Genomic DNA, 26,388 nt, shown 5'->3' on the forward strand with positions numbered 1-26,388 from the left:
AGTGCCGTCTCCCTTAGAACCCAGCGTGCAACTTTCACTGCACTAGGCTCAAGCCTCTACAAAGGCATCAAATGATACCCAGCAACTCATAAAGCAGATAGAGCAGGTTCAATCCAAGAATTCCGAGCTGGCCTTTTGTGTTTCCTCTTTCCCAAGTATTCTTGGTATTGAGGGTCGAAAGGTGTCGCTGCGCTTCGGATCTTCACATGTCTTTCTATTGGCACTTTAGCTATTTGGAAAAGATTAAACTGGCAATCCATATCCTTTATCTTCTGCCAACCGTGAAACTGCCATTGGCCTTTTCGGTTGATGAAGTATTTCAAGGCGATCCAAGTTCTAGATTTTGTTGGATGTCGCCTTTTAGCCCAATGCCATAACGCATGAAATAGTTTGTGACCGACATAACTGAATACCTGTTTAGCTACGCAGTGGCGATAATAGTTCGACCACCCTCTAAGCTTTGGGTTAATCAGTTTGATAAGGTCGTTAACCGGTAAGGTAACGTGCTTTTTGATGAGTCCGCGCAAGTTACTTAGGAACGTCAACGTGTTAGCCTTGCTCGGTTTGATGAGCAGCTTTCCTTTGTACTTCCTGTGGTTGAACCCAAGGAAGTCAAAACCGTCGTTGATGTGAGTAATGTGCGTTTTCTCTTCGGATAACGTTAAGCCTCGAACCGCTAAGAAGTCAGCAATCAGTGGTTTGATATCGTTCTCCAACACTTCCTTTGAAGCGCAGGTGACAACGAAATCGTCGGCATATCCAATAAAGTTAGCTCTTGCGCCTTTTTTAAGCGCGGTAGACTTAATGCGCTGCTCGAGACCCGATAACGTCATCAACATCAAGGTGGGGGATATAATCCCGCCTTGAGGAGTGCCTTCGTCGGTGTCGTAAAACAGCCCTTTGTCTACAAAGCCTGACTTTAGCCATTGCTCCAACATCCGTTTATCGATGGCGATGTTATCCATCAGCCACTGATGCCCGATTTTGTCAAAGCAAGCTTTGATATCTCCTTCAAGAACCCATTGTGCTGATCGTTTTTGACTCAAACATATAAAACACTGACTGACAGCGTCAGCTGTGCTGCGATTTGGTCTAAAACCATAGCTGTTAGGATCGGCAAGCGTTTCGGACACAGGTTCTAATGCTAGAAGATGAAGAGCTTGTTGGGCTCTATCAATCATGCATGGAATACCCAGTGGTCTGAGCTTACCGTTCTTTTTGGGGATGTAGATACGCTTGAGTGGTTTCGCTTGATAAGCTTTCCGACTCAGTTGATTTACTGCTTTCATCCGACGCGTGTCTGTGTTCCAGACAACGCCGTCTATTCCTGGCGTTTTACTGCCTTTATTCTGAGAGACTCGCTTGACAGCAAGAAGTTTTGCTGAGCGAGAGTGAGTCAGTATCCACTGCAATGCTTTTGCTTTGCCGTGTTTACCGTCTCTAGTTGCCTTTGCGATACGCATTTGAAGCTTTAAGACGTTCGCCTCTACGGCCTTCCAGTTAATGGATTGCCACTGTGCACTGTCAGAAGATGCACTAATTTCATTCGAAACCATCATTTGCTTTTCTTCCTTAATAAAGTTCTTCAAACTCTCTCGCAACGAGAGACCAGTTGGAAGTGGGCTCACTTTCGTGACCAGACACAAGTCTGTATCTGCATCGTTACAATGCAGCCTTTGCTTTTTCCAACCTCCTCTACCTGCATCACTATCGGCCACTTCGGCTTTCCCAGAGGGAGTGATACAGGCTTACCATGTTCCGTATGCAACGCAATGGTAGGTTAGGTGCCCGCTATGATGCGAAGAGCGTGTCGATCACGAAAGAGCATGGGGCAATCTCTTTCCTACTCTTAGTGCCTTTTGGCGACAGCGTAAAAACCACTTCCGCTGTTTCATAATATGACGCATCTTGAACGGATTCACGTGTGTTCACCATACTACCTGCCTAGCACTCACCCGATTTATGTGGTTATCAGGAGGAGCCTTCTCTCGCGATTTAGCTCCCGACAAGATAGTTTCTTGTCTTCGTTACATTGTCAGAGCCGCTACTTAATTCAGGCTCCTAGGCTCATCTGGTGATACAGATGGTCCATTCTTAACGCGATGGACAGCGCTGCATACGACCTCATGTCGCACGCCCCGTTCTTATCTAGTTGGAAGCCATAGCCTTGAGGCAGTTGTTCAATAAACTTATCGGCATAAACATAACGCGCCGCCTGCTCAATCTCGGTACTTGATAAATGTTCTTTACCTAGTGCGATATTGAACGCAATCGTCTCTTCGAATAAATGCACATCTTGCATCATCATCGAGAACAAATGTGTCGAGTCTTCACTAGAGATCTGCGACAGCTCAATGCCATTCAGCAGTATGCTGCCTTCATAGTCTTGGTAGGTTTTCGAGATCAAACGCAGAATCGTTGACTTACCTGAGCCTGTAGAGCCCACCAGTGCGATTTGATGCCCTTTCTCCAATACAAACGAGACATTCTTTAGAACGTACGGAGCATCATCTTTGTAGCGGAAGCTTACGTTCTTAAACTCAAGGCTTTCAAACTGCTCTAACGGTTTAGCAACCTTCTCTGATGGCAGCAGGTTGCGCCCCTCTTCTTCGGTCGGTTCAACAAACAGCTCTTCGATATGGTCGAACGCGGCAAATGAGCTCTGAATCGAAGTAATCTGTGAGGTGAAGTCTCGAATCGGTACGAACACTTTTTCTAAGGTGTTGATGAACGCAATCAGCACACCCAAGGTGAGCACCCCTTCTATCACTTGCTCAGAACCGTACCAAATCATTACCGCGATGGTGATGGATGTAATACCAGAAATGAATGAGAACAGAATAGCGTCGTATTTATTGATCTTTTTCTGCGCTCTCAAAAACTCGTCGGTATAGCCTTGATAACGTTGTTCGACTTGCTCTTCTGCTCGGTACATCTGTACGGTTTTCATACCAAACAGCACTTCTTGCAAGAAGCCAATACCTTGAGCCAGTGACGAACGAGTCACCTTATACAGAGCACGAAGTCGATTTCGAACATGTACAGTCAGATACATGACCGGAGGCATGATGATCAATACGATCAGCGTCAGCTTCCAATCAATTAAGAACATCATGACCAGCAGCGCAATGGTGTTAATGCTGTCTTTTACCAAACCGACAACCGACTGAACAAACGTCTCACCGATGGTTTCTAAATCACTGGTTAGACGCGAGAGCGTGACACCGATTGGTGTATTGTCAAAGTAACTGCGTGGCAATTTCAAAACACGAGCAAACAGAACTGAGCGCATGTCAGTAATCGTGTATTGACCTGTTTTACGTAGGTTATATGCGTAAGTGGTATCCACTACATAACTGACGATTAGTACAGCAACGAGGTAGAAAACGTATTCTAACAGCCCGTCCATATCACCATGACTCAACTGAACGTCGATCACTTGAATAATCAACCATGGGAACAACAAGCTTGTGATGACAGAAAGCGGAAGCATCGCAATGCCCAAAATCGCCGAGCCTTTGTATTTCTTAGCAAACTTAAAGAAATGCTTGAGGTACTTGAGGTCAACACCTTTTAACATGCTGCTGCCTCCGTTTCATTTTGCTGTAGTAGCCATGTCTCGTAGTAGTAATCGCAAGTTTTCAGTAGGGTTTTATGGTCGCCCTTAGCAATCACTTTTCCTTCATTCAACACGATAACTTCATCCATGTATTCAAGTGCATTAACACGATGTGAGACAACAAGAACCGACTGATTTTCCAATCGCTTAAATAGGCCTTCTAAGATTTTTCTCTCAGTCTCGTAGTCAACGGCAGACAGAACGTTATCCATAATGATGAGATCGGTTGGTTGTAATAGAGCACGAGCAATGCTCAAGCGCTGTTTTTGCCCCCCTGACAACATAATGCCCTTCTCACCGACTAAGGTTTGGTCACCTTGCTCAAAGCGCGTCACATCACCGGCTAATTGGCTAAGCTCTAACACTTCATCAACCTGGCTTTTTGCTAGCTCGGTATCGCCGCTACCAAAACGAATATTCGCTTCAACAGTTGCTGAAAACAAATACGGGTCTTGGGTGACGGTTTTAACGTAACGACGTAAATCGCTACGCGAGAAGCTAGTGATATCTCTATCACCAAGCAGTACTGAACCTTGTGGAGTGTCTAAGTGATGGTTCAAACAGTTCACCAACGTCGTTTTGCCCGCACCGATTCCGCCTAGCACACCCACTTTCTTACCTGCTGGAATATCAAAACTGATGTCGTCAAGGATCAAGCGTTCTTCACCCGCGTAACTAAAGCTAAGATTGCGAATAGAAAACGTTTCTCCCTTTAGCGATTCAACATCTAACTCAGAGAGCTTTTCTTCATCTAGCTCTGGTACTTTGGCGTTAAGAATGGTTTGCACGCTCTGAATGCCGACCATACCACGCTGATAGATCGTCGCGATTCGACCAAGTTGCATAAGCGGCATGGCGAGCAAAACTGAGTAAGTTAGGAATGCTGTGATTTCACCTAGGGTCAGTTCCTGTCTCATCAACATAAAACCACCTAGACCTATAATAATGATTTTCATTAGGTCATTGGCGTAATCGAGCACCGGCATGAAGAAGACTTGAATACGAGTGATCTTAAGACGACATTCAAGCAACAGTTGATTGAGCTTTTCGGTTTCTGCCTTCACCCAAGGTGACATCTGCTGGCTCTTAATCAAGTCAATCCCAGACAGGTAACTCATTAGCTGAGCAGACAGGTTTTGTAGACGCTTCATGTGCTCTAAATGCAGCGTTTTCATACGCTTGAAGCCCACACGGAAAATCACAAAAGCGATTGAGATAGGAATAATCGAATAAAGCGTTAATTCAGGTGAAATACGCCACATATACAGAGGCGTCAGCGAAAGGGCTAGCAACGCATTAAAGAACTGCAGGAAGCCGACACCAAACATTAAACGAATGCCGCTCAGGTCATTGTTGATTATTGAGATCAAGCGACCAGAAGCAAAGCGTTCGTGAAAGCTGCTTGGTAAGCGGTTCAGCTTTTGTAAAAGGGTACTTTTGAGCGCAGCCTCTGTAATCCGCCCAGGGTTAAGCGCATAGATACGAGACAATATACGCACCACAACCATGGCGACCGACATGCCAACCACAATCCAAACATAGGTTTGAAGCTGCTGATGGCCACTTGAGGAAGCATCATCAATCAGATCTATCGCCAATTGGATATAGCGTGGTATTTCAACTTGAAGCCAATTTACGAGAAAAATGAAAACTATCGCCAACAAATAAGAAGTGCGATTCATACGCAAATAGTGGGCAATAAACTGTCTTTTATTCATGGAGTTCTTTCTTTGAGGACGGGTTCGCGGCTGTACCATGGATTCATCAAGGAGCTTGGTACATTCTCAGGTTTAAAGGTACACCAAAAATACATAGTTGACAATGTCAACCACATTTGCTTATTCGTCAATACTATTCATTTTTTGCATTGCAGAAACAACTTTGCCGCCATATTGGCGGCAAAGATATTGTTGGTTCGAGTATAAAGCGTTAGCTAACACCCATACCACGGTTACAGAATGACGCTCACCCGGTCATTTTCTATGCTATATGAGCTTCTCACCTCACTACCTAATGCTGATGGGTACCACACTTCGATCCAGACTTTATCAACATGGTTTGGCAACAATAGCGTTGTTGAAAAGTCAGTGTCTTCATTAATAGGCATTCTTAACACTTGTGAGGTGTAGTCGACAACGTCGCCATCAAACTCAGTGTACAAGCTCATAAAGCCCCGCGAACTTTGTGAACTCGCGACATCGACCGTCACAGCCACTTCCCTCTCAGTTGAGAAATCAAAGCCTTCAGGTATGGTCAGCTCGACAGATCTCAACACTTGTGCCGCAGGCGTGACGCTAGACGTCACTGTGTTATTGCCAGCAGATGACGTGTTGCCTGATGAAGAATCATCCGCTGGTGGGACAGAGCTTGGAGCTGATGTAGTAGAGCCACCACCACCGCCTCCGCCGCCACAAGCTGCAAGGAAGGCAAGGGTCACACTACTTAGCATTAGTTTTGATAATTTCATAAATCCTCCTTGATTAATCTTCAGTAGACCAAGTTTTGTCTGAGTTAGGGTTTAGATACCAAGTCGGTTTAGAAGAACCGCCAGACGTCGCCCATTCTGCAAAGTCCGGGAACGCTTCACTGATATCAATGTACTCGGATGGGTGATTCCAAGGAGATGAAATTAAGATACCCCAAGGCATGTTTTGCGTAGTTCGGTAGTATTTTCCACTATCTGGATCTGAATCATCCTGTGCCACACCGTAAAAGTCGCTCACTAACGTACCACGTGACGTTGGTGGAAGATCCGCTGTGTGAATTTCAAGATCTTTACCCGGAGAGCCAGTAAAACTAGAGCCATGGTAATAGCCTTCACCTGGACCAAAGATGAACGGGTCGAAACCACTCAATGGTAGAAGTGAACTTACCGTTGGTTGATCGTCATCGTTAAACGGTAGTGAGATGCTGAACGTCATTTGGTCTGACTCAAGAGACGGATTACAAGATGGGTTGGTACGGTGGAACATACACTCATCGTTGATCGGGATATCATTTCTCAAGTTCAGTGAAGCGACCACAACAAGATCCCCTCCTGGTGATGCAACCGATTTATCTTCGCCAGTAAACGGTGAAATATTCACACGAGTTGCGCCGTTTTTCTGAACTCTGGCAGTCTGCAAATCAACATCCGACTCATCAAAGCCACTCAGTTTCCAACCCAAGCCATTACCGTAAGAGGCGCCGTAGGCCATGATGCTACCGCTAATATCCATACGTAACACAGCATCATCTTTACTTAGAATGGTGGTTCGGTAATAAACAACAACATCATTTAAATCGAAGTCACCCACTTCAGGCCAGTTATCTTCGAACGCTGCAGTGTAGTAGTTAGAGTATTGGATAGTGGTTCCCGGATCAGTGACGTTAAACACGTAATCCTCGACTTCCCCATCACCTACATAGCCATCACTTGGAATATTAGGACTGCTCGCTAAACGGAAACGTGTTTGTACAGTCCCCACACTCGCATCATCAGCCACTCGAATCGGAACCACTTGACCCCCTTCAACAACCGAATGGTTCTTCAAGATTTGTTCATCATCATCGAAAGTACCACTCAAGTCCCAGTCAGCCCAAGCTTGTAGATAACCATTACCTACAACGTTAACGTTGATGAGACTATCCAACCCAATTTCTAAGTTAGTTAGTAGCGTAATACCGTCGTCATCATTCCCGTCAACATCCAAGTCATCACCGTTTGATAAGGCGCCCGGCTGTCCGTCAGAATCAGCATCGATATTAGCCCCGAGATAGAGCGTTGAAGAAACAGCATGCTCCGCACCGTTGCTTGCTTGTAATGTTCCATATGTATCCGGCGCATCGCCGAAATCAGACTCGTCGGAACTCTCTATCGGATTAGTAAAACCACTTAAATCCCAGTTACCATCAAACGCTGAAAAGATTGGATTAGGGAAACCACTGCCACTCGTAGTAACAGTTTCAAACTGAAGCGTAACAATAGAGGTATTTTTGTAGGTAAACTTAACCGCACCTGACGTATCAGTTTCTGAGTAGTTAGTACCAGGCCCAGTAAATAGAACGGACGTTCCATCAGCACTCTCTTCGGCGGTCAAGCTGGCACTTGCACTCCCCAATTGATAGCTGAAAAAGCCTTCGCTTTTAAATACTCGTACTTGCTCTGACTGAACGGGCTCGCCATCAATGTCATAACCGATCATTTCAAATTCAGGAATAGTGTAAGGGACCGAGAAAGTACCTGACAGACCATCTGTTCCGTCAAAGAACTCAAAGGTATAAATCAAACCTGCAGAACCGGCAGAGTTAGTCTGATAGAGGAATCCAATATCACCTGACGGTTGCGTTGCGCCGACTTTGTAATTAGGTGCATGAAACACAAATGTCGCATCACCAAATACGCTACTGGATACCTTAGCATCAATGGTCTTTCCATTGTGTGTACCGACATTGAGGAAGTGCATGGAGGCGCCGTCGTAGGTCGGCCCTGCCCAACTGCTACTGCCGTTTGTTGATTCTATGTGATTTGAAAAATCCAAGTCCACTATGGATGCGTGGACCGGGACACTAACTATTGCTCCGATGAGATAAATAATTTGCTTGTATTTCATAGTTAACCTCGACTTCTTCTTCGCTTAGGCGATTTCCTTGAAAAGTACGTAAACTTTGAACGGCAAAGCTAAATAAATGTGTCCCTAAAATCTGATGCTACGAGACAAAGGATGTCTACTTTTTTATTTTGGCGCCGACAAAACGAGTTGCATAAGAGTTAAAAGCAAGAGGGAAGCCAAGTTTTTGAACACTTAGAAAATAAACATAACAACATGAAAGTATTAGTTTATTTTTCTAAACACTCCTTAGGCTCTGGACCAAATAAACACTATATTCAAAATAGGAATCAATTTGATGAATGAAGTGACTCAATTTGACAGCTTATCTTTAATTGGAGTGTGAGAAGTAGACTCCAAGTGAATAAACATGTCGTTTAAACAGAAGGAAGCGGCGTGAAACTAGAGAAATAATGGCTGTTGGCTTTAAGAAAAGTTAGATGGCTGAAAGCGATAACAATGAACTGTTTAAATACGGGGGAAATTAAACAGTTCAAAGGTCGTTGTCGGCTGCACTTCAGTTACAGCTGAACAATTAATTCTGTGCAATGACTGCAGTATGAGGTTTAGTGAGGTTAAAGCATTTCTTTGGCAATCAAATGCAGCAAAAAGGTTTCACGTTCAATACTCATGCCCTTTTTAGGGCTCTCAGCCATGGTCTTCTCGTTATGAGCGATCGCTTCATGAATATTCATCCACACCGGTTTCATCCCGTTTTTCACTTCATAATCTTCGTAAGCTGTTTCACCAAGATCACGATCAATCTTGCATGAATAGCAGTAAGAAATCATGTGCATCATGTCTGCATCGTCTTTGTACCAAGGACGAAACTCTTCAAAAATACCGAACGGCTTGATGCTATGGATATTCTTCGCGCCAGTCTCTTCTTCGAGCTCACGAACCATACCTGCGATCACATCTTCCCCTTCATCCAAACCACCACCAGGAATGGTGTAGTCGTGATAACGCTCTGTATACAGCATCAGAATGTCTTCACCATCTAACACAATGGCACGGGCAGCATTGCGCTTATAGACCGTTTTATTGTCTAGATGGTCGATATCAGGGTGAATGGTTGTTTTTAGGTGTCTCATGGCTCTAACTGCTCAACTGAATTTGGCGGCATCATATCATAATCATTCATAGATTCGAGGTTCATAGCGGTTCACATCAACACGCCTTCTAACTTTGTACCTCATAGCCGATAAAGCAAGAAAACATCACATAACCTCTGAAAAGCCTTCACTCAACAATTCATGCCCTTCTCTCGCCCGGCTAGCTTAGCTTGATCTAGCCCTCAAAAAGCAGCTAAACATGGCGAAATATCAACCTATTTCAATATCTTGACCAAATTAGGACAACCTTTTCTGAAATCTAAAATATACTCATTTCATAGAGCTTCTCATTTGGTTCTGTAGAACTTAACGCATTCAATTATAGAGTTATGACGTAGGAGATAAGCATGAAGAAAATTGGTTTGATGGCTGTATGTGCCGTTGTATTAGGCGGTTGTGCAAACGACTATGCAGAATATAGCGAAGGCCAACGTGTTTCAGTCGCTAACCCAGCAGCGGTTTATTGTGTTCAACAGGACGGTGAATTAGGTACGGTTACTGAAAACAATCAGCGTACAACTTACTGTGTATTCGATGACGGCGAGCGCATTGAACAGTGGGAGTACTACCGCAATAACCATGAGCAAGAAACTGAAAAGTAATCAATTCTATTACAAGTTTCCAATCTCAAAGCTGTAAAATCCTCCCCCTAAAAACTCAATTATGTTACGTAGACTGTCTGCCATAAGGCAGCGGTTTACCGTACACACACACCAATTGAACACTGTTTTATTCCTGGCACAGCTCTGACATTAGCCTAACCTACACCGATAGAATGCCCGCCTGTTACAAAATTTTACACATAGAATTATTATGAAAAGCCAATCAAAAACGAAAGAACAAACTCAAATGTCATTTGAACTGCCAGAGTTCACCCTTTCTCAGTCGACATCTCAAGTGATCTACAAACGCTGCCAAACCGCTCTCATTGTTTTAGCGATTGGTATTGTCGCAAACCTTGCGCTTCGAATTGATTTCGTATTGTTGAATGGCAATGTTGGTGAGATCTCGGTGACCGAGATGCTGCAGCAGTTACTGCTTATTATCTCGTCTGGGTCCTTTGCTTATCTAGCAAGAGAGAAGCGCGAAGTTAAGCATGCAGCTATGCTCATCAGTGCATTTTTCGGTGTGATGTTTATTCGTGAAATGGACTTTTGGTTCGACAAGATTGTACATGGCGCTTGGGTTGTTCCTGCCATATTGGTTGCTGGTAGCGCAATCTTCTATGCGATTAAAAATGGTAAACGAACCATTGATCAACTTGCGCTTATTCTTGCTTCCCCACACATGAATTTGCTAGTGACTGGCGTGATGCTTCTGTTGGTGTTCTCGCGCCTATTTGGCATGGGCAGCTTCTGGCACAATGTTATGGGCGATGATTACGTTCGAGCGGTTAAAAATATCGCTGAAGAAGGCACTGAGCTTCTAGCTTACTGTCTGATTGCCTTTGCTAGTTTAAAGACCGTTATTGGCATCACGAGAAAGAAATGATCACCTATCGCCACCAGCGATGTGTGTGATCGGATTCTGGATCTAAATAACGATTCAATAAAGTCAGGTTAGTATCTAGTAGAGCTAGGTATTCCCTGACTTTTTTTATGTCGGCATCCACTGAAGTCTGCTGGATACAGCGCCCCAATACGGGGAGTAAACCGGCCACAATGTCAAAGTGAGATGAACACCCAACGAGTTCCTTTACGGCTATCAGTGCTTCCAAAGACAGTCTTTCTGGCTCTCGTCTTACTGAATCCAAATCCCTCTTAAATGCACCCACAGAGACACCTTCAAGATAGACTCGGTAGGTCGTCAGGGCATCCATTAACAGAAACAATTGCCCTTGCTCTGTTTGATGAGGGTATGGCACTGCGACATGAGCCTCTCGCTGAGGATCTATTTTTAGTTCCACCCCAAGTGCAGAGCACTTCTCGACCAAAACCTTAAGCAAACCTTGCTCGTCCATCAGTGATTGAATCTCGAAGATACGTTGTAAGTGGTAGTCATTAGAAGCAAACGTCACCTGCACACTCTGCCCGTGAGTAAACAGACCGCTTTCAATCATTTCTGAGGCCAAGTTCTGAATGTTCTCGACAGTGTTAGTCGAATGCTGCTCGAGTAAAATCGCCCCTAAGGAAAAAGGATGTTCTCGCTGATTTTCAAGCTTCCTAAAATATTGGTGCATCGCATCGGCTTCAGACAGGGTCTGCCCTTTTGTTACTCCACCACAAAATGCTACCGCGGTTTGCTGATTCGAATCTTCTACCAAAGGCTCCGCCAGATACTCAACCAAAGCATCAACTCGACTGATTCCTTCATCAGTCAATTTATTCTCATTAAGTCGCTTACCCAGCACAATAAGGAGGTGATTAATGCTCATTTTATGTTCAAGTCTCGTTTTGGGGATTAGATAGAGTGAATTATGTATACAATACTTGTTAACAAAAGTATTTTGAAATTCTTATATGTTGCTCGCAATAATGCTCACGATTGATAGCGACATCTTAGGTAATACAAGAATAGACGTGTCGCTTTACAGCAAACATAGCACGCTCTTGTATTTCATCGCTCTATGCTTATTAGCACTAGTCGATAAAAGAGCCCTTTCAATCAATGAATACGCTCAATCACATAGCTGTTTCACCCAAAAGAACAGGTTCACTCAAAGAAGTGAAACTAACTAAATACAAATTTTACACAGAGTTCGTACATCGAACCGTCTTCACAGGAAGTTACTATGCTGTCTATTTTTGACATTTACAAAATCGGAGTCGGGCCTTCCAGCTCCCATACCAACGGACCAATGATCGCTGGGTTCAACTTTACCCAAAAGATTGAATCTGTACTTGGTCAAGTTACCCGTATTCAAATTGACTTATACGGCTCATTGTCACTGACAGGTATTGGTCACCACACAGACAGAGCGACCTTATTAGGTTTGCTAGGTAACCGCCCTGACACCATTAAAATTACCAGTGCTAACCAAGCAATGCGTAAGGCGATTGAAGACAAATCTCTACTGGTGAGCGGTAACCATGAAATTCATTTCGATGTAGAAAGCGACCTGCTCTTCCACAAAACCAACCTTCCGCTGCATGAAAATGGCATGACTATCTCCGCGTTTGACGCAAGCGGTAACCTTCTGGATATGGAAACCTACTACTCGATTGGTGGTGGCTTTATCGCAACCGCTGATGAGCTACAAAACGGCAAACAGGAAGCAGAAACACAAGTTGAGTTTCCTTTCTCTTCTGCTGACCAGTTGCTTGAACTCTCAGAACAACAAGGACTTAGCCTTGGTGGCTTAATCCTGCGCAATGAAGTTTCATTCCAAGATATGGATGTGATTGACCAGAAAGCCGACCAAATTTGGAAGGTAATGTCATTGTGCATGCAGCGTGGTTTTGACACCGAAGGCATTCTTGATGGCGGTCTAGAAGTCACGCGTCGAGCACCTGCTCTTTTGAAAAAGCTTGAAGCAAATGCCTCAATTGAAAACGATCCAATGGAAATCATGGATTGGATTAACCTGTTTGCCTTTGCCGTGAGTGAAGAAAACGCAGCGGGCGGTCAGGTTGTCACATCACCGACCAACGGTGCTGCTGGCGTTATTCCTGCAGTTTTGATGTACTACCATCGCTTCATCAAAGAGCTAGACACTAAGCAGCTTAAGGACTTCTTGGCAGTCTCTGGTGCTATCGGCATCTTATACAAAACCAACGCTTCGATTTCTGGTGCAGAAGTAGGTTGTCAGGGTGAAGTTGGCGTATCTTCATCAATGGCTGCTGCTGGCCTAACTGCCCTGCGTGGTGGTAGCAACGAGCAAATCTGTATTGCCGCTGAGATCGCGATGGAACACTCACTGGGCATGACATGCGATCCGATCGGCGGGCTTGTTCAGGTGCCATGTATCGAACGTAACGCAATGGGTGCAATGAAAGCAATTAATGCATCGCGCATGGCATTGAAACGTACCAGCAAGTGTCTTATCTCGTTAGACAAGGTTATCGAGACCATGTACCAAACAGGTAAAGACATGAACAAGAAGTACCGTGAAACTTCTCTAGGCGGCCTGGCCGTGATTCACATGGCACCCCCGTGTGAGTAACAGACAGGAACACGAGTGGAGAAAGCCTCTACAGAGACGGCATTCGTGTAAACTTAGTTTTCAATATCTCAACAAAGCCAGCCACCAAGCTGGCTTTTTTATTGGCTAAATCCCAGCAGCCAATTGAAAGTGATACTCACTCAAAACCTTTACAGAATGACCATCTCTAATTTTTCCTTTATTAGTTCATTACTTAGCCGCAAGTGATGATGGCTGCATTTCACACCGCTATGCATCCACTAGCAAAATCTAACATTGCAAATTTCATTCATAAGAAATATGAATGCACTCATAAGAAAAGATATATCGAGCAAAGTCCTGTTTGAGACAGATGTTTCAGTTTATGTATTACTAGTAATGGTATTATAATCGGGTAATTACACTACATATTAATACAAATGTGAGAATAAAATAATGTGGAATAGATTAAACAAATCAATGATGTTCTGCCAGATGATGTTTGGACTTTCGTTCTATGGCGTCATGGTGATCTTGACTCGTTTCTTCCTTGAAGATCTGAACTACAATGAAGCCGACACCATGATGGTTGTTGGTGCTTTCTCTGCAATCGGACCGCTATTTGCTATCGCAGGTGGCTTTATCGCCGACAAGTTTTTAGGCGCTTACCGATCTTTAACCATTGCCTTCCTAGGGTTCGCAAGTGGTTACGTTCTACTGGTACTTGGTGCAGCAGCAACCAATGTTCCGATGGCATTATGTGGTATTGCGTTAGCAAGTTATGCACGTGGTTTGATGTCTCCTTCTTACCCAAGTCTTTACAAACGCACGTTCAAAACTCAAGAAGATTTTGAGAACTGCTACCCAATCAACTACTCAGTAAACAACATTGGCGCTCTACTAGGTCAATACCTGTTCCCAATGCTAGTGCTTGTTGTTGGTTTCCACGGTGGTTTCCTTCTTTCTGCTGTTCTAGCAGGCGCTGCGCTTCTAATGATGATCTTTGTTCGCAAGGGCCTTGTTGAAGCAAGTGCTGAAATCGATCAACAACCAGTAAGCACTAAAAACTGGGCAGCCTTCCTTGGCCTTTCTGCAGCAATGATTGGCTTGGTATTCTTCATGTTCTCTAACATGGATATTGGCCAAAACATCGTATACGCAATTGGCGGTGCAGCGATCATCTACTTTGTCTCTTTGATGATGAAATCGAAGAAGTCAGACATGCTGAAAATGGGCACTATCTTAATCATCACATTCCTGACGACCTGTTTCTTCGTGTACTACGGCCAGATGATGACGTCGATGACTATGGTAGCAATCAACACCATGCGTGGTGACCTATTTGGCTTCATTCCTGTTGCACCAGAAGCGTCAATGGCGATGAACCCACTATGGTGTATGGTTGCGGGCCCTATCATCGCGGGTATCTTCTCTAACCTAGAAAAGAAAAACATTAACTTCTCTACGGCAACGAAAGTCGGTTTCTCATTCATTCTAACGGCTATCGCTTTCGGTATCCTAACAATGGCAGTGACCACAGTTGGTGATGACGTTCTGATTCGCCCTGAAGTATTCCTAGCGATTCACTTCTTCCTAGCATTTGGTGAAGTAATTGTTGGCTCTATGGTTGTAGCCTTCATCCTGTCAGTTGCACCTAAGCACATCGAGAACTTCTCAGTAAGCTTGTTCTCTGTTGCTATCGCACTATCGGGCATTGTTGGTGCCGTATTCTCAACGTCTATTGCACTAGAGAAAGGCCAAGAGATCACACAAGAGATCGTGCAAACGGTTTACGGTGATTACTTCCAAATGCTGACTGTTCTTGCAGTCGTGATGGTAGGTATCGCAATGGCAGCATCGTTCATTATTCGTAAGATGCTAGAAGCTGCGAAAGCCGCTGATGAAACAATTGAACTAGAGCAAGCTAACAGCTAATTACTCTCACGTTCAACCGCTCTAACACATCAAGCCCTTTAGTTTTCTAAAGGGCTTTTTTTGTCGATGAGTTTGACCCACACAGATCGAGGAGTTCTGGCTAGATTGCATTTATGTAAATTGTAGTAAATGATAATTATTAGTATTGAGAGTTTTCTGGTTCAGGATTATGATGTCGAAATCAAAATCCAAGAGAGCCTTATATGAGCAAGCCTAGCCCTATCACATTAACCGTTACTCAAACCTTAACCATTACTCCAAACATGCAGCGTATAACGCTTAGCGGTGAGGGATTAAGTAAATACCCGACAGAATGTGCCGGCGGCTACATCAAGCTTTTATTCTCGCCACTCGGCACCACAGATTTGAGCCAATTGAATGAAGGTGAGCGTCCTACCATGCGCACTTACACTATTCGTCAGTACAACCCAGTAGAGCAATTTATCGAAGTCGATTTCGTTCGCCACATCACTACAGATATGCAATGTGGTTTTGCTGCAAGATGGGCAATGAACGCACAAGTGGGTGATACTATTTCCGTGGCTGGTCCGGGTCTAATCCAAGGGCTAAACCTTGAGTCGGATTGGTTCTTCTTAGTCGCAGACATGACTTCACTCCCTGCGCTTTCCGCAAAAGTAAAATCACTTCCAGAGCACGCGAAAGGTCACGCTGTGGTTCAAATCAACTCAGCAGCAGACAAGCAAACTCTTGAAGCGTCTAAAGGCATCTTCAATCACTTGGTTGATTGAAGATGAAACTGAAGAAACACTATCACAAACCGTTCGCAGCATAGAATGGTTAGACGGTCAGGTTTCAGTATGGACAGCATGTGAATTTGAAAGCATGCGCGAGCTAAGACAATACTTCCGCAACGAAAAAGAAGTCGCAAAAGAGAACATCTACATCAGCAGTTACTGGAAACGTGGCGTAACTGAAGATGGCCATAAAGTGCTGAAACAACAAGATGCTCAAGCTTTAGCGAACTAAAGATCATTGCTACAAAAGCACTTAAGCTAAAAGCACAAAAACAAATTGAAAACGCCCTTAACACATCATATCGTTAAGGGCGTTTTAGTTTTAATCCGATAAAGAGCAAAACCGGACTAAAAATTAAATACTCTCGCCTACTTCAATCTCATAGCCAAGATCCAACTTCGCAATCCACTCTTTATTACCTTTTAAACGCGCCACAACTTGTTCTGCGGCGACTTTACCAATTTGCTCCCTAGGTGTTACCACTGTCGCCAAACGAGGCGTCATCGCCACTGTAATGTCATGTCCGTGGAAACCGGCAATCGCCATCTGCTCTGGTACTTGAATACCACGACGTACACATTCGTAGAAAGCACCGATTGCTAAATCATCGTTGGTACAGAAAATACCATTCACTTGAGGGTGCTTCTCAAGTAATTCGCCAATCAGTTTTGCACCAAGAGTAAACGAGGAAGCGTCTTCCGTTTGCAGTGTCACGGGCGACTTGTCGGCTTCTTGCATCGCATGTTCGTAGCCCGCCATTTTTAAGCGAGTTCGCTCGTCCATACGTGCTGCTAAATAAGCAATATTGGTACGCCCTCGTTCGAGCATGGTTTTAGTCATAGCCCTAGCCGCTTCGAAGTTATCAAAGCCAACAGCTTGTTCAATTCTTGGCGATACCGAGTCCATAATCTCAATCACAGGAATCGACGCGGTCTGTAGCATCTTACGCGCTCTATCGGTATGCACATTTTCAGACAGAATAATTGCATCCACATTGTATGAGAGCAGCGAAGCAATACTCTGTTCTTCCAGTTCTGCGCTATAGCCATAGTGGGCAATCATGGTTTGATAGCCTGCTGGTGCGGTGACTTGCTCGATACCACGAATAACTTCAGCAAAAACTTGGTTAGTTAGCGAGGGAACCAACACACCTATTGCATTACTCTTTGCATTGGAAAGAATGTCTGGTGCACGGTTAGGGATATAGCCCAGTTCATCGACTGCGGCATTGATCTTGTCTCGTAGCACTTCTGAGACTTGAGAAGAATCTCTCAGACAGCGACTCACGGTCATCTTGGTGACACCAACTAAGTTGGCAACATCTTGTAATGTTGGACGTTTTTTCTTATTCGACATCATTAATAATTGTTATTTTTTAGTTATGTTACTGGTAACAGTGTATCCAACTGACTTGGAATTTGAAGCCTAATTTACTAAAAGGTTGATATAGCATCACAATTACAAACGCCCTCATAGCGAGGGCGTTATACATTGTTTAAGCGTTAACTTCCGTTCTTGGAGACTGACTCCAAGTCACGTGAAACTTTTCAGCCTCATCTCTATCGACTCGCGAATAAGTGTGGGAACCAAAGTAATCCCGTTGCGCTTGAAGTAAGTTCGCTGGCAATACTTCACAGCGCAACGAATCAAAGTAACTTAATGCTGAACTGATCCCCGGCATCGGCACACCATATAAGGCCGAATTAGCCACAGCAATACGCCAAGCCAACTCACGCTCTTCCACTTGTTTGATGAAAATCTCGTCAAACAACAAGTTCGTCAACTCACTATTTTGTTGGTAAGCCGACGTGATACTTTGCAAGAAAGCAGCACGGATAATACAACCCGCTCGCCAGATCTTAGCTATTTGAGTGAAGTCTAGGTTCCAGCCTTCTTTGTCTGACGCTGTTTTCAACAAGTCAAAGCCTTGAGCATAAACAGATAGCTTGGCGCAGTAGAGAGCGTCATGAAGCTCAGAGACTACCTCCGCTTTGTCCAACTGGCTGGCATCCGCAATATTGCCTTTTAGAAGCTGACTCCCTTGAATACGTTGTGATTTTTGACCGCTCATTGCACGAGCATAGACCGCCTGTGCAATGGTTGGCGTTGGACAACCCTCTTGTAGACTATTCACCGCAGTCCACAATCCAGTGCCTTTCTGCCCAGCCTTATCCAGCACAACATCAACAAAAGGCTTCCCAGTAACAATATCGTCTTGCTGAAGAATATCGGCGCTGATTTCCATCAGGTAACTGTTTAGAACACCGTTATTCCACTGTTCGAAAACTTGGCCAATCTCTTGAGCTGGCATGTCCAGAACATCACGCATGAAATGATACACTTCGCAGATGAGCTGCATATCGGCGTATTCAATGCCGTTGTGCACCATCTTAACGTAATGACCGGTGCCAGAAGGGCCAACATACGCCGCGCACGTCTCACCCGCTTCAAATTGAGCAACAGGTAAACCGTTTACATCCACTTTAGCAGCAATCGCTTCCCACATTGGTTTTACATATTGCCAAGCAGACTGGTCACCACTCGCCATTAGCGCAGGGCCAACACGAGCCCCCTCTTCACCACCAGAAACCGCGGTACTGAAGAAACGTAGCTTGCCCTTATAGTTCAACTCACGAGTCTCGGTATCTGTCCATAAACTGTTACCTGTGTCGATAACAATATCGTCACTCTCCAAACCTGCATCAAGCAGATTATTTACGACGATATCGACAGGTTTTCCTGCAGGAACTGATAACGCAATAACACGCGGTTTTGCTAAGTTCTGAAGCACATGTTCAAGGCTAGTACCTTTGGTGAACTGACCTTTACCTTCAAAGGGTTCATTAAGCTGCTTCGCTTCTGAATTTGCGCGATCGACGTTGTCAGCGTTTAAATCAAAACCCGCGACGTTGAATCCATTGTCGAGTAGGTTGAGCGCTAAGCTTTTGCCCATCACACCTAAACCAATCATCGCGATGTCATTTTTTATCTGAGTCATGGTTTAGCCTATCTGCTTAATTTGTTTAAGTGCACTTTCTACGACTTGCTCAACATCTTGCGAGATATCGACAAATAACGCTTCATCTAGCTCCGGTTCAACCAAGGTTTCAAACTGGCTTTTCAACATCTCTTGACCATTAAAATAATGATTTTCACGAGCTTTGTGACGATTCCAAATCGTATCGAAACTACCCTGTAGATAAACAATCACCAAGTCTTCATTGTTGTTGCGCAGAATATCGCGGTATTGCGGCTTTAGTGCCGAACAAGCGATCACAGCGCTTGGTTGTTCGATATATTGTTTATTCAGTGTTTCCAGCCATCCTTGACGATCTTCGTCTGTCAGCGGAATACCTTGACGCATCTTTTCTACATTGCTTTGCGGATGGAAGTCATCTCCATCAAAAAACTGGAGCGTTAATGCTTCTGCGATACGGCTACCAATCAGGCTTTTTCCGCATCCAGATACGCCCATCACGAGTATTTTTTTGCTTTTCATAAGGCAAGCCTTCCCTAAGCCCCAACCAAAACTGGGGTTGACAATCGAATCTAATAGTTAAACTTGTGTTGTTGCGGTTCGGTTCCTGACGCTAAGTCTGGTCAGGAACCTTTGCTGTTATTGCCACCAAAGCGCGAGTTGTGGGAAGACGATAACCAAGCCTAAAACCAACACTTGAAGTGCAATGAACGGCAGTAGTGACGTGAATATCTCACCCAAGCTGATGTCTTTTGGCGCTACCGATTTCAGATAGAACGCCGCAGGGCCAAATGGTGGTGATAAGAAGGACACCTGCATGTTTAGACAGAACACAACACCAAACCAAACTGGGTCGAAGCCAAGGCCAGTAATGATTGGAACGAAGATTGGCATTGTCAAAAGTGCTACACCGACCCAGTCAAGGAACATACCGAGTACCAGCAAGATAGCCATCATGATTGCCAACGTTACTGTCGCGTTGCCGCCACTTAGCGCAAGGATGGTTTCTTCAACAAAATCAATACCGCCCATCAGGTTGTAGATACCAACCAGAGCACTTGCACCGATACCAATCCACATGATCATGCCGCAAGTACGCATTGTTGCCATGGCACTCTCTTTCAGCATGTTGTAGTTCAGCTCACCACGGATTAGTGCACTGATCATAATACCAACCACACCCAAAGCAGAAGCTTCGGTTACTGAAGCGATACCTGTGTAAATACTGCCTAGAACGGTTGCTACTGAAAGCAGCGGGAAGAACAGAGCCTTGAAGTAGCTAGGTTGACTAGCGATGTCTTCTTCTGTCTCATCATCACTCGGAATCGGCGCAAGAGAAGGGTTTAGCTTACAACGAATCAATACGTAGCCGATGTAACAACCCGCGAGGATAAAGGCCGGTAAGAAAGACGCTTTAAACAAATCGCCAATTGATACACTGGCTGTCATGCCATAGATGATCAGTACGATACTTGGCGGAAGCATGGTGCCTAGCGCGCCACCCGCACAGGTTGTACCAATAGCAAGCTTACGGTCGTAACCCAAGCGAAGCATTTGAGGCAGAGCAAGAATACCAAGTAGTACGGTTTCACCACCGATAACACCTGACATTGACGCCAATAACACGGCTACCAATAAAGTTTGTACCGCAACACCACCGCGAACCTTACGGCCAACCGATTTCATGGCATCAAACAGGTCTCGTGCGATACCAGAACGGTCTAAGAGCGCTGCCATCAATACGAACATTGGGACGGCGAGGAATACGTAACCAGAAGCAAAGCTGTAAGTGCGGCTCGCAATCAAAGGCAAGGCATCAGGGCCAAACCAACACAGGGTGAAGAAAATCGCGACAAAGCCTGTTACGAAGGCTAGCTGCATACCAGTGAGTAGCAAGCCAATCATCATAACCAGCATGAGCAAACTGCCCCATGCGATACCAATAGAAGATAAATCAAACATCGTCATTCTTCCTTAGACCCATCAACTCTTGGATTAGGTGCAATACAAACTGGACAACAAGAACACACAAAACGACAAAGATCAGACCTTTAAGCAGCGCAGGATAAGGCGCGTTTAACACTGAGCCTGATGTCTCAAGACGAAATTCACCCCAAGGTGCAAACCACGCTTCTTCTGCAGTGAAGTAAGCCGCGTAAGCAAGCATGCCCGCAAAGGCTAAACCAACAATGTGGTGAACAAGATTAAGATACTTACGTGTTTGGTTAGACACTGAATCGTAGATAAGAACAACACGTACATGTTTATCAGCCGCGAAAGCGTAGATGCCGCCGATAATGAATAATGAACCACCGATAAATGAAGCCGTCTCGTGAACCCAAGTGGTTGGGGCGTCAAATGCATAGCGCATCACAACTTCGTAAAATGAAATCAATACAGTGAAGATAAACAACCAGCTAACTAAGTTGCTGAATTTTATGATAAGACGATCAAGCCCGTTTCTTGGCTTTTCATCGTTTTCAGCTGGTGCGTGAGGGATTTTGTCTGTCATGGCCAAATTTCCTGGGAGAAAACGGGAGAGCAATGCCCTCCCCCATCAGTAAGCTAAGTTTGAATTACAGTAAGCCGTTTTCTTCTAGGAACACGGTAACTGAGGTGTAAACTTTCTGTGCGTTATCAGAGCGCTCTGCAAATACTTTCCATTGACCTTTTGCGATCTCACGGAACTTCTTACGCTCTTCTTGAGACCAGTCATGAATAGTGATTTCTGGGTTCGCTTGCGCTTCTTTAACTGCTGCTTGGTCAGCCATTTTTAGCTGAGTCGTCATGTCGTAAGAAAAGTCACGCACCGATGTTTGTAAGATTGTTTGTAGGTCAGCAGGCATCTTGTCCCATTTCTTCTGAGAAACAGAGATATCGATAAGTGGCAACGAGTGGAAACCCGGTTGAACTGGGTGTGTCGCAATGTCGTTCATGCCCGCTTTTTGGTTTGTCGAGAATACTGTGTAGTCCGCAGCATCAATTACGCCCTTGCTTAGACCGGTAAATACTTCAGAGCCCGGAAGGTTTACTGGAGTCGCACCCGCTGCTGCGAACACTTGTTGTACTAGACCTTCAGGTGCACGTAATTTAAGACCTTTAAGATCCGCGACACCGTCAATTGGCTTTTTAGAAATGAAAGACTCAACACCTGTTGTTGAAGCACCAACGAACTGAACACCGTAAGGCTTGTAAAGCTCAGTCATTAGCTCGTTACCGCCACCGTAGTTCATGTACTGAAGCAGTTGTGTTGTGTCTGACCATGCACCAACCATGTTACCGATAAGACCAAATGCTGGATCTTTACCAGAGAAGTAACCTGTTGCTGTGATATGACCATCAAGGATGCCCATCTTGATCGCGCCTAGCGTTTCAGTGTGTTTAACCACAGCACCTACAGGCAGAAGGTCGATGTCGATACGTCCGTTAGACATCGCCTCTACACGCTCAGCCCACTTCTGCTGAACCTTGAAGTTCAAATCACCAGATGGATCTGAAGATTGAATCTTAAGTTTAAAGTCTGCAGCCATTGCTGAAGTAGCAAATAGGCCAGTGAGGGAAGCAGCAATCAGCGTTTTAGTCAGAGCTTTCATTTGGGTATCCTTATGAGTTTCACAGAGTCCGGTTTGTTGTTATATGTTACCGGTAACGTTGGGGTGGATGTTACCGGTAACTTTACTGCCTTATCTATGAGAAGGATCACATCTTTAACATTAGTAAAACGTTTGCTATCAATAAGGATAATGTGCCTAAAAAGTCACATTATAGGTTGGAGGTATAAATTAATTTCTTTTTAAGTCAGTGAGATAACTAAACCAGCAATAATAAAAACGACGCCTACACCGCGGGTCATGTGCCACTTTTCCTTTAAAAAATAGATCCCCATCACCACACCGAAGATGATACTCACCTGTCTAAGAGCAACGACCAAGCTAACGTTCTCTGTCATGGTCATTGCAAACAGCACCAACCCATAAGTCGATGCCATCATAATGCCTGCAACCGTGGCTTTCTTACGTAGTATCCATGCGTTGGTAAATTCGATTCTTTGATTGGACACCAACAACCAAATACTCAGCGGAATCACGATCGCCCAAAATTGAATGCCTAGGTAGAAAATCGCCGTGTGTTTATTAGTAATGGTAGGCGTGCTTAACGGCTCCAATAACAGGAGCGCTTCTTTATCTATAATGGAGTAGCCCGTGGTACCAATGGCGGCGATTAATGCCCACAGCACACCGAGGTTCAGGTAGGCCTTGAACCTCAGCTCAGAGAATTGTTTCAGTGGAACGAACAAACAGCCTAATGTGATCAGTGCAAAACCCATCCACTGATTCGCCGACAATTCATAGCCGAGCAACACCGTGCCTAACCCCACCATCAACACCGGAAGTGCTCGTGCCATCGGATAGATCACACCAATATCAGCTTGTTTATAGGCAGCGCCTAACCCAATCAAATAGACGATTTGACAGATCCCACTCAAGAAAACCAACTGCCAGAATGGAAGTGATATATTTGACAGGCCAACACTGTAGGCATACCAAACCAGATAGGGAGTCAATATCGCGGCAGCGGCAAAGCCAGAGGCTAGGAAGAAAGACGAACCCGATCCTTGATTAGATTTACCTAGAACGTTCCAACCCGCATGCAGCAGAGCCGAGATAATCACGATGATGATGGCAGAGAATTCCATTTAATTCCTAACTTATTGACTGATAAGAGCAACCGCTTAAAACAGGGGATAAAAAAGGCCTCCAGATAAGAGACCTTTGATCGTTTCAATTGAGCAAGCTCAGAGAATTTAAGGTGTGCCAGCGTTCTAACGTATGACTAGCGTTCTAACTGTGCGATCGACTCTATACTGATCGCGTCATGACGCCAATACTCAATATCACAGTCAATCAAATCGCCATTTTGATTGTAGTTAACACGCTCTACCACCATTGCAGGAGAGCCAGAAGTCGCACGCAATGCTTGCGCGGTTTCACCCAGCAAAGACGTTGTACTCACACGGTAACGAATCTTCTGATACACCACGCCAAAGTGCTCACGGTAGATGTCGGTCAGTGATTTAGACAGGTCATAATCGAGTAAGTTAGGAAACAACTCTGGTCGAATGTAGTTCGTCACATACACAACCGGTCTGTCTTCAAGGTAGCGAACTCTATCGACTCGATAAACATCGGAGAACGGTTGTAACTCAAGAAGCTTAGTCGCCTCCTTGGTTGCCAACATCCCTTTTGCTGCCACTAACTCAGTTTTCGGTTGACGATTTTGCGCCAGAGCCATATTAGTGAAGTTCAGTGTTTGGGTTGGATCGTAACGAAGCGGCGCTGGTGAGATAAACCAACCGCGGCGATCTTCTCGGTAAATACGCCCTTCAGCTTCAAGCGAAGACAAAGCTTCACGTAAGGTAACTCGTGTTGTATCAAACGATTCAGCCAGCTTACGTTCTGCAGGCAACTTCTGTCGTGGCGTTAACATCCCCGACTCTATCTGCTCTACAATGACATCTTTGATTTTTACGTACTGCACTTAATTTCCTTTCATTCTTGTTCTTGTCGTCAGCCACTCATTGGCCAACTGCAATATAAAATGGTTCGCTAGCGTTTGCGCCAAGCTTGGGTGCGCTTCTCGAAAAACTTGTTGATTAGCATATGAATCAACTTCGCACTCGCTGCAGATATCATGATCATTACCGCCATGGCTGCTGCTGCACCGGTTTGCCCCGCATCGTCCATATTCAACACTGAAACTGACGCAGGTATCGTATCGGTAGAATACAAGAATACTACCGCAGATGTCGTGGTAAGTGCATTAATAAACAGGTATGTCGCAATATCTAAAATCGCAGGCAAACAAACGGGCACCGTCACCTTAAAAAACAGCTTGTATTGCGGTAGGTTAACCGAGGCCGCCGTGGCTTCAATTTCCGAAGGTAGCTGTTTCAATGCCGTTAACGCCGTCATGTGCCCTACTGTGTAGTAGTGAACCACCGTATTAATCACCAAGAACGCCATCGTGCCATACAGGAAGTTAAGTGGGTTACTCAAGTCATTGAAGTAGAAGATATACCCCAAACCCAGAACCATACCCGGAACGGCCATCGGCACAACACTGAGCATCTGCATCGCCTGACGAACGGGACCAAATGCTCTGCCCTTCTCAATACAATACGCACCTAAGAAAATCAATACGGTACCGATAATGGCAGTCCATGCACCAAGCGTCAGAGAGTTGAAGAACGGTGTCCAACCATAGGTACTCATCTCAGCAAAGTTGTAGTTATTCAGGGTGAGCGCTTTGTTCCAAGGCCAGAAGGTGACCATAGAACCGTATATCGCCATGCCCAACACGATAACGACAGCAGCCGAAATGACCGTGCAGTAAAGGAAACACAATCCATCACGCATGGTATTTGGCTCTGGTTGGTACGCGACAGAACGAGTATCAAACAAGCTCTTCTGTTTCTTTTGAACCCAGCGGTCAACGGTAAACGCAAGCAACGCAGGCAATAGCAGCAAGATACTGGTTACCGCACCCATAGAGAAGTTCTGTTGACCAACCACCTGCTTAAAGATGTCAGTCGATAGCACATTGTAGCTACCACCTATCACCTTTGGCACACCAAAGTCACAAACCACCAGCGTAAACACAACGATCAGAGTGCTGATCAAGCCGTATTTTGCCGCAGGTAACGTCACCATAAAGAAAGTTTTTAACGATGAAGTATTGAGTGCTCGTGCTGCCTCATAAAGGCGAGCGTCAGAGGTTCTTAATGAGGTGGTCAGAATCATCAAAGCGTGTGGAAACGTCCAGAATATCAAACCCAGTGAGATACCAATCAAGCCATAAACCGAGTTGCCACCCAAGACTTCTTTAGCGATACCTTGGTTACCAAATAAGAAGATAAGACTGATTGCTGGAAGCAGCGACGGAGCAAGAATAGGCGCAGAACCCAGTACTTTAAAAAGCCCCTTAAAAGGCATGCATGAACGAGTTAGCGCATAGGCATAACCAAACGCCAAGACACCCACGACAACGGTCACTAACAACCCGAGCGTGAAGGTATTGCCCACCGACTGCCACAGGCTTTGAGACGCAAAATACGTAGCGAAATTCTGTAAGCCTACAAATTCACCATCTGCGTTCTGAACACTCTTTTTCAACATTGCCCACAGTGGCATCAGGATAAACAACGTCATGACCACAGACAAAAAGGCCAACAGCCCAAACAGAATTACGTTGTCTTTGCTTAACCGAGCCAGAAAAGGTTGTACTCGTCGTTGAATTAGCAGCTTAGATTGCATCATTTGAGTCGATTCCATGATTGT

Annotated in this window: 22 protein-coding genes and 1 pseudogene; 6 read left to right on the forward strand and 17 right to left on the reverse strand. The window is 44.8% G+C overall.

Translation table 11 applies throughout. From position 1 onward, the window contains the following. Nucleotides 1-86: 86 nt before the first annotated feature. The 7 genes and pseudogenes from ltrA to BCU34_RS13890 all read right to left on the reverse strand — a co-directional run bounded on the left by ltrA (nt 87) and on the right by BCU34_RS13890 (nt 9,302). Nucleotides 87-1,559 (reverse strand): group II intron reverse transcriptase/maturase, encoded by a 1,473-nt coding sequence (ltrA, locus tag BCU34_RS13860; RefSeq protein ID WP_102479304.1) that lies wholly within the window; start codon nt 1,557-1,559, stop codon nt 87-89. A 232-nt stretch (nt 1,560-1,791) separates the two neighbouring features. Then, entirely contained in the window at nt 1,792-1,935 is a 144-nt protein-coding gene (locus BCU34_RS13865; RefSeq protein ID WP_157934939.1) for a hypothetical protein, read from the reverse strand. A 199-nt stretch (nt 1,936-2,134) separates the two neighbouring features. Further along, a pseudogene (locus BCU34_RS13870) lies at nt 2,135-3,580 on the reverse strand (ABC transporter ATP-binding protein); the annotation flags it as partial. Continuing rightward, complete coding sequence (locus tag BCU34_RS13875; RefSeq protein WP_102479303.1) at nt 3,574-5,337, reverse strand: ABC transporter ATP-binding protein; 1,764 nt, start codon at nt 5,335-5,337, stop codon at nt 3,574-3,576. The pseudogene BCU34_RS13870 and the gene BCU34_RS13875, both read right to left, overlap by 7 nt. Before the next feature lie 233 nt (nt 5,338-5,570). Continuing rightward, on the reverse strand, nt 5,571-6,086 hold the full coding sequence (locus BCU34_RS13880; protein ID WP_102479302.1) for a hypothetical protein: 516 nt from the start codon (nt 6,084-6,086) through the stop codon (nt 5,571-5,573). 13 nt (nt 6,087-6,099) lie between these two features. Beyond that, complete coding sequence (locus tag BCU34_RS13885) at nt 6,100-8,211, reverse strand: LruC domain-containing protein (RefSeq protein WP_102479300.1); 2,112 nt, start codon at nt 8,209-8,211, stop codon at nt 6,100-6,102. Nucleotides 8,212-8,783: 572 nt separating this feature from the next. Next, complete coding sequence (locus BCU34_RS13890; protein WP_048659118.1) at nt 8,784-9,302, reverse strand: NUDIX hydrolase; 519 nt, start codon at nt 9,300-9,302, stop codon at nt 8,784-8,786. Between the two features lie 368 nt (nt 9,303-9,670). Here BCU34_RS13890 and BCU34_RS13895 point away from each other — a divergent pair, with 368 nt between their 5' ends. Beyond that, nucleotides 9,671-9,925 (forward strand): DUF333 domain-containing protein, encoded by a 255-nt coding sequence (locus tag BCU34_RS13895; RefSeq protein ID WP_102478588.1) that lies wholly within the window; start codon nt 9,671-9,673, stop codon nt 9,923-9,925. Between the two features lie 211 nt (nt 9,926-10,136). Then, nucleotides 10,137-10,814, forward strand: a complete 678-nt coding sequence (locus BCU34_RS13900) for a hypothetical protein (protein WP_102478587.1) — start codon at nt 10,137-10,139, stop codon at nt 10,812-10,814. Nucleotides 10,815-10,818: 4 nt separating this feature from the next. On the opposite strand, the gene BCU34_RS13905 is transcribed toward BCU34_RS13900, so the two are convergent. Beyond that, complete coding sequence (locus tag BCU34_RS13905) at nt 10,819-11,697, reverse strand: YdcF family protein (RefSeq protein WP_102478586.1); 879 nt, start codon at nt 11,695-11,697, stop codon at nt 10,819-10,821. Between the two features lie 357 nt (nt 11,698-12,054). Here BCU34_RS13905 and BCU34_RS13910 point away from each other — a divergent pair, with 357 nt between their 5' ends. The 4 genes from BCU34_RS13910 (at nt 12,055) to BCU34_RS13925 (ending at nt 16,305) form a co-directional block, all read left to right on the forward strand. Beyond that, nucleotides 12,055-13,425: an L-serine ammonia-lyase gene (locus BCU34_RS13910; protein WP_102431481.1), complete on the forward strand. Its 1,371-nt coding sequence runs from the start codon at nt 12,055-12,057 to the stop codon at nt 13,423-13,425. Between the two features lie 414 nt (nt 13,426-13,839). Further along, nucleotides 13,840-15,318 (forward strand): peptide MFS transporter, encoded by a 1,479-nt coding sequence (locus BCU34_RS13915; RefSeq protein ID WP_048669525.1) that lies wholly within the window; start codon nt 13,840-13,842, stop codon nt 15,316-15,318. 203 nt (nt 15,319-15,521) lie between these two features. After that, nucleotides 15,522-16,067: a siderophore-interacting protein gene (locus tag BCU34_RS13920; protein ID WP_240699187.1), complete on the forward strand. Its 546-nt coding sequence runs from the start codon at nt 15,522-15,524 to the stop codon at nt 16,065-16,067. Further along, entirely contained in the window at nt 16,027-16,305 is a 279-nt protein-coding gene (locus BCU34_RS13925; RefSeq protein ID WP_240699186.1) for a siderophore-interacting protein, read from the forward strand. Before BCU34_RS13920 ends, BCU34_RS13925 begins: the two co-directional genes overlap by 41 nt. Before the next feature lie 123 nt (nt 16,306-16,428). Here BCU34_RS13925 and gntR read toward each other — a convergent pair whose 3' ends face one another. From gntR to BCU34_RS13970, 9 genes are all read right to left on the reverse strand, one after another. Next, nucleotides 16,429-17,430 carry a gluconate operon transcriptional repressor GntR gene (gene gntR / locus BCU34_RS13930; protein WP_102478589.1) on the reverse strand — a complete coding sequence of 334 codons (1,002 nt, stop codon included), beginning with the start codon at nt 17,428-17,430 and terminating at the stop codon, nt 16,429-16,431. 139 nt (nt 17,431-17,569) lie between these two features. Beyond that, nucleotides 17,570-19,072, reverse strand: a complete 1,503-nt coding sequence (gene gndA, locus BCU34_RS13935; RefSeq protein WP_102478585.1) for an NADP-dependent phosphogluconate dehydrogenase — start codon at nt 19,070-19,072, stop codon at nt 17,570-17,572. Nucleotides 19,073-19,075: 3 nt separating this feature from the next. After that, the gene (locus BCU34_RS13940; RefSeq protein WP_019820437.1) at nt 19,076-19,573 is read right to left on the reverse strand and encodes a gluconokinase; all 498 of its coding nucleotides are present in this window, start codon (nt 19,571-19,573) and stop codon (nt 19,076-19,078) included. A gap of 117 nt (nt 19,574-19,690) precedes the next feature. Then, entirely contained in the window at nt 19,691-21,013 is a 1,323-nt protein-coding gene (locus BCU34_RS13945; RefSeq protein ID WP_102478584.1) for a TRAP transporter large permease, read from the reverse strand. Further along, nucleotides 21,006-21,563 carry a TRAP transporter small permease subunit gene (locus BCU34_RS13950; RefSeq protein WP_017058622.1) on the reverse strand — a complete coding sequence of 186 codons (558 nt, stop codon included), beginning with the start codon at nt 21,561-21,563 and terminating at the stop codon, nt 21,006-21,008. The genes BCU34_RS13945 and BCU34_RS13950 overlap by 8 nt, the downstream gene beginning before the upstream one ends. A gap of 64 nt (nt 21,564-21,627) precedes the next feature. Then, nucleotides 21,628-22,644, reverse strand: coding sequence for a TRAP transporter substrate-binding protein (locus tag BCU34_RS13955; protein ID WP_102478583.1), 1,017 nt, complete (start codon nt 22,642-22,644; stop codon nt 21,628-21,630). A 200-nt stretch (nt 22,645-22,844) separates the two neighbouring features. Further along, nucleotides 22,845-23,747: an EamA family transporter gene (locus BCU34_RS13960; protein ID WP_102478582.1), complete on the reverse strand. Its 903-nt coding sequence runs from the start codon at nt 23,745-23,747 to the stop codon at nt 22,845-22,847. 137 nt (nt 23,748-23,884) lie between these two features. Continuing rightward, on the reverse strand, nt 23,885-24,589 hold the full coding sequence (gene phnR, locus BCU34_RS13965; RefSeq protein ID WP_048669555.1) for a phosphonate utilization transcriptional regulator PhnR: 705 nt from the start codon (nt 24,587-24,589) through the stop codon (nt 23,885-23,887). A gap of 68 nt (nt 24,590-24,657) precedes the next feature. Then, nucleotides 24,658-26,367, reverse strand: coding sequence for a putative 2-aminoethylphosphonate ABC transporter permease subunit (locus BCU34_RS13970; RefSeq protein ID WP_375071408.1), 1,710 nt, complete (start codon nt 26,365-26,367; stop codon nt 24,658-24,660). Nucleotides 26,368-26,388 lie beyond the last annotated feature (21 nt).

The organism is Vibrio sp. 10N.286.45.E10 (genome assembly GCF_002874195.2).
Lineage (GTDB): Bacteria > Pseudomonadota > Gammaproteobacteria > Enterobacterales > Vibrionaceae > Vibrio > Vibrio crassostreae.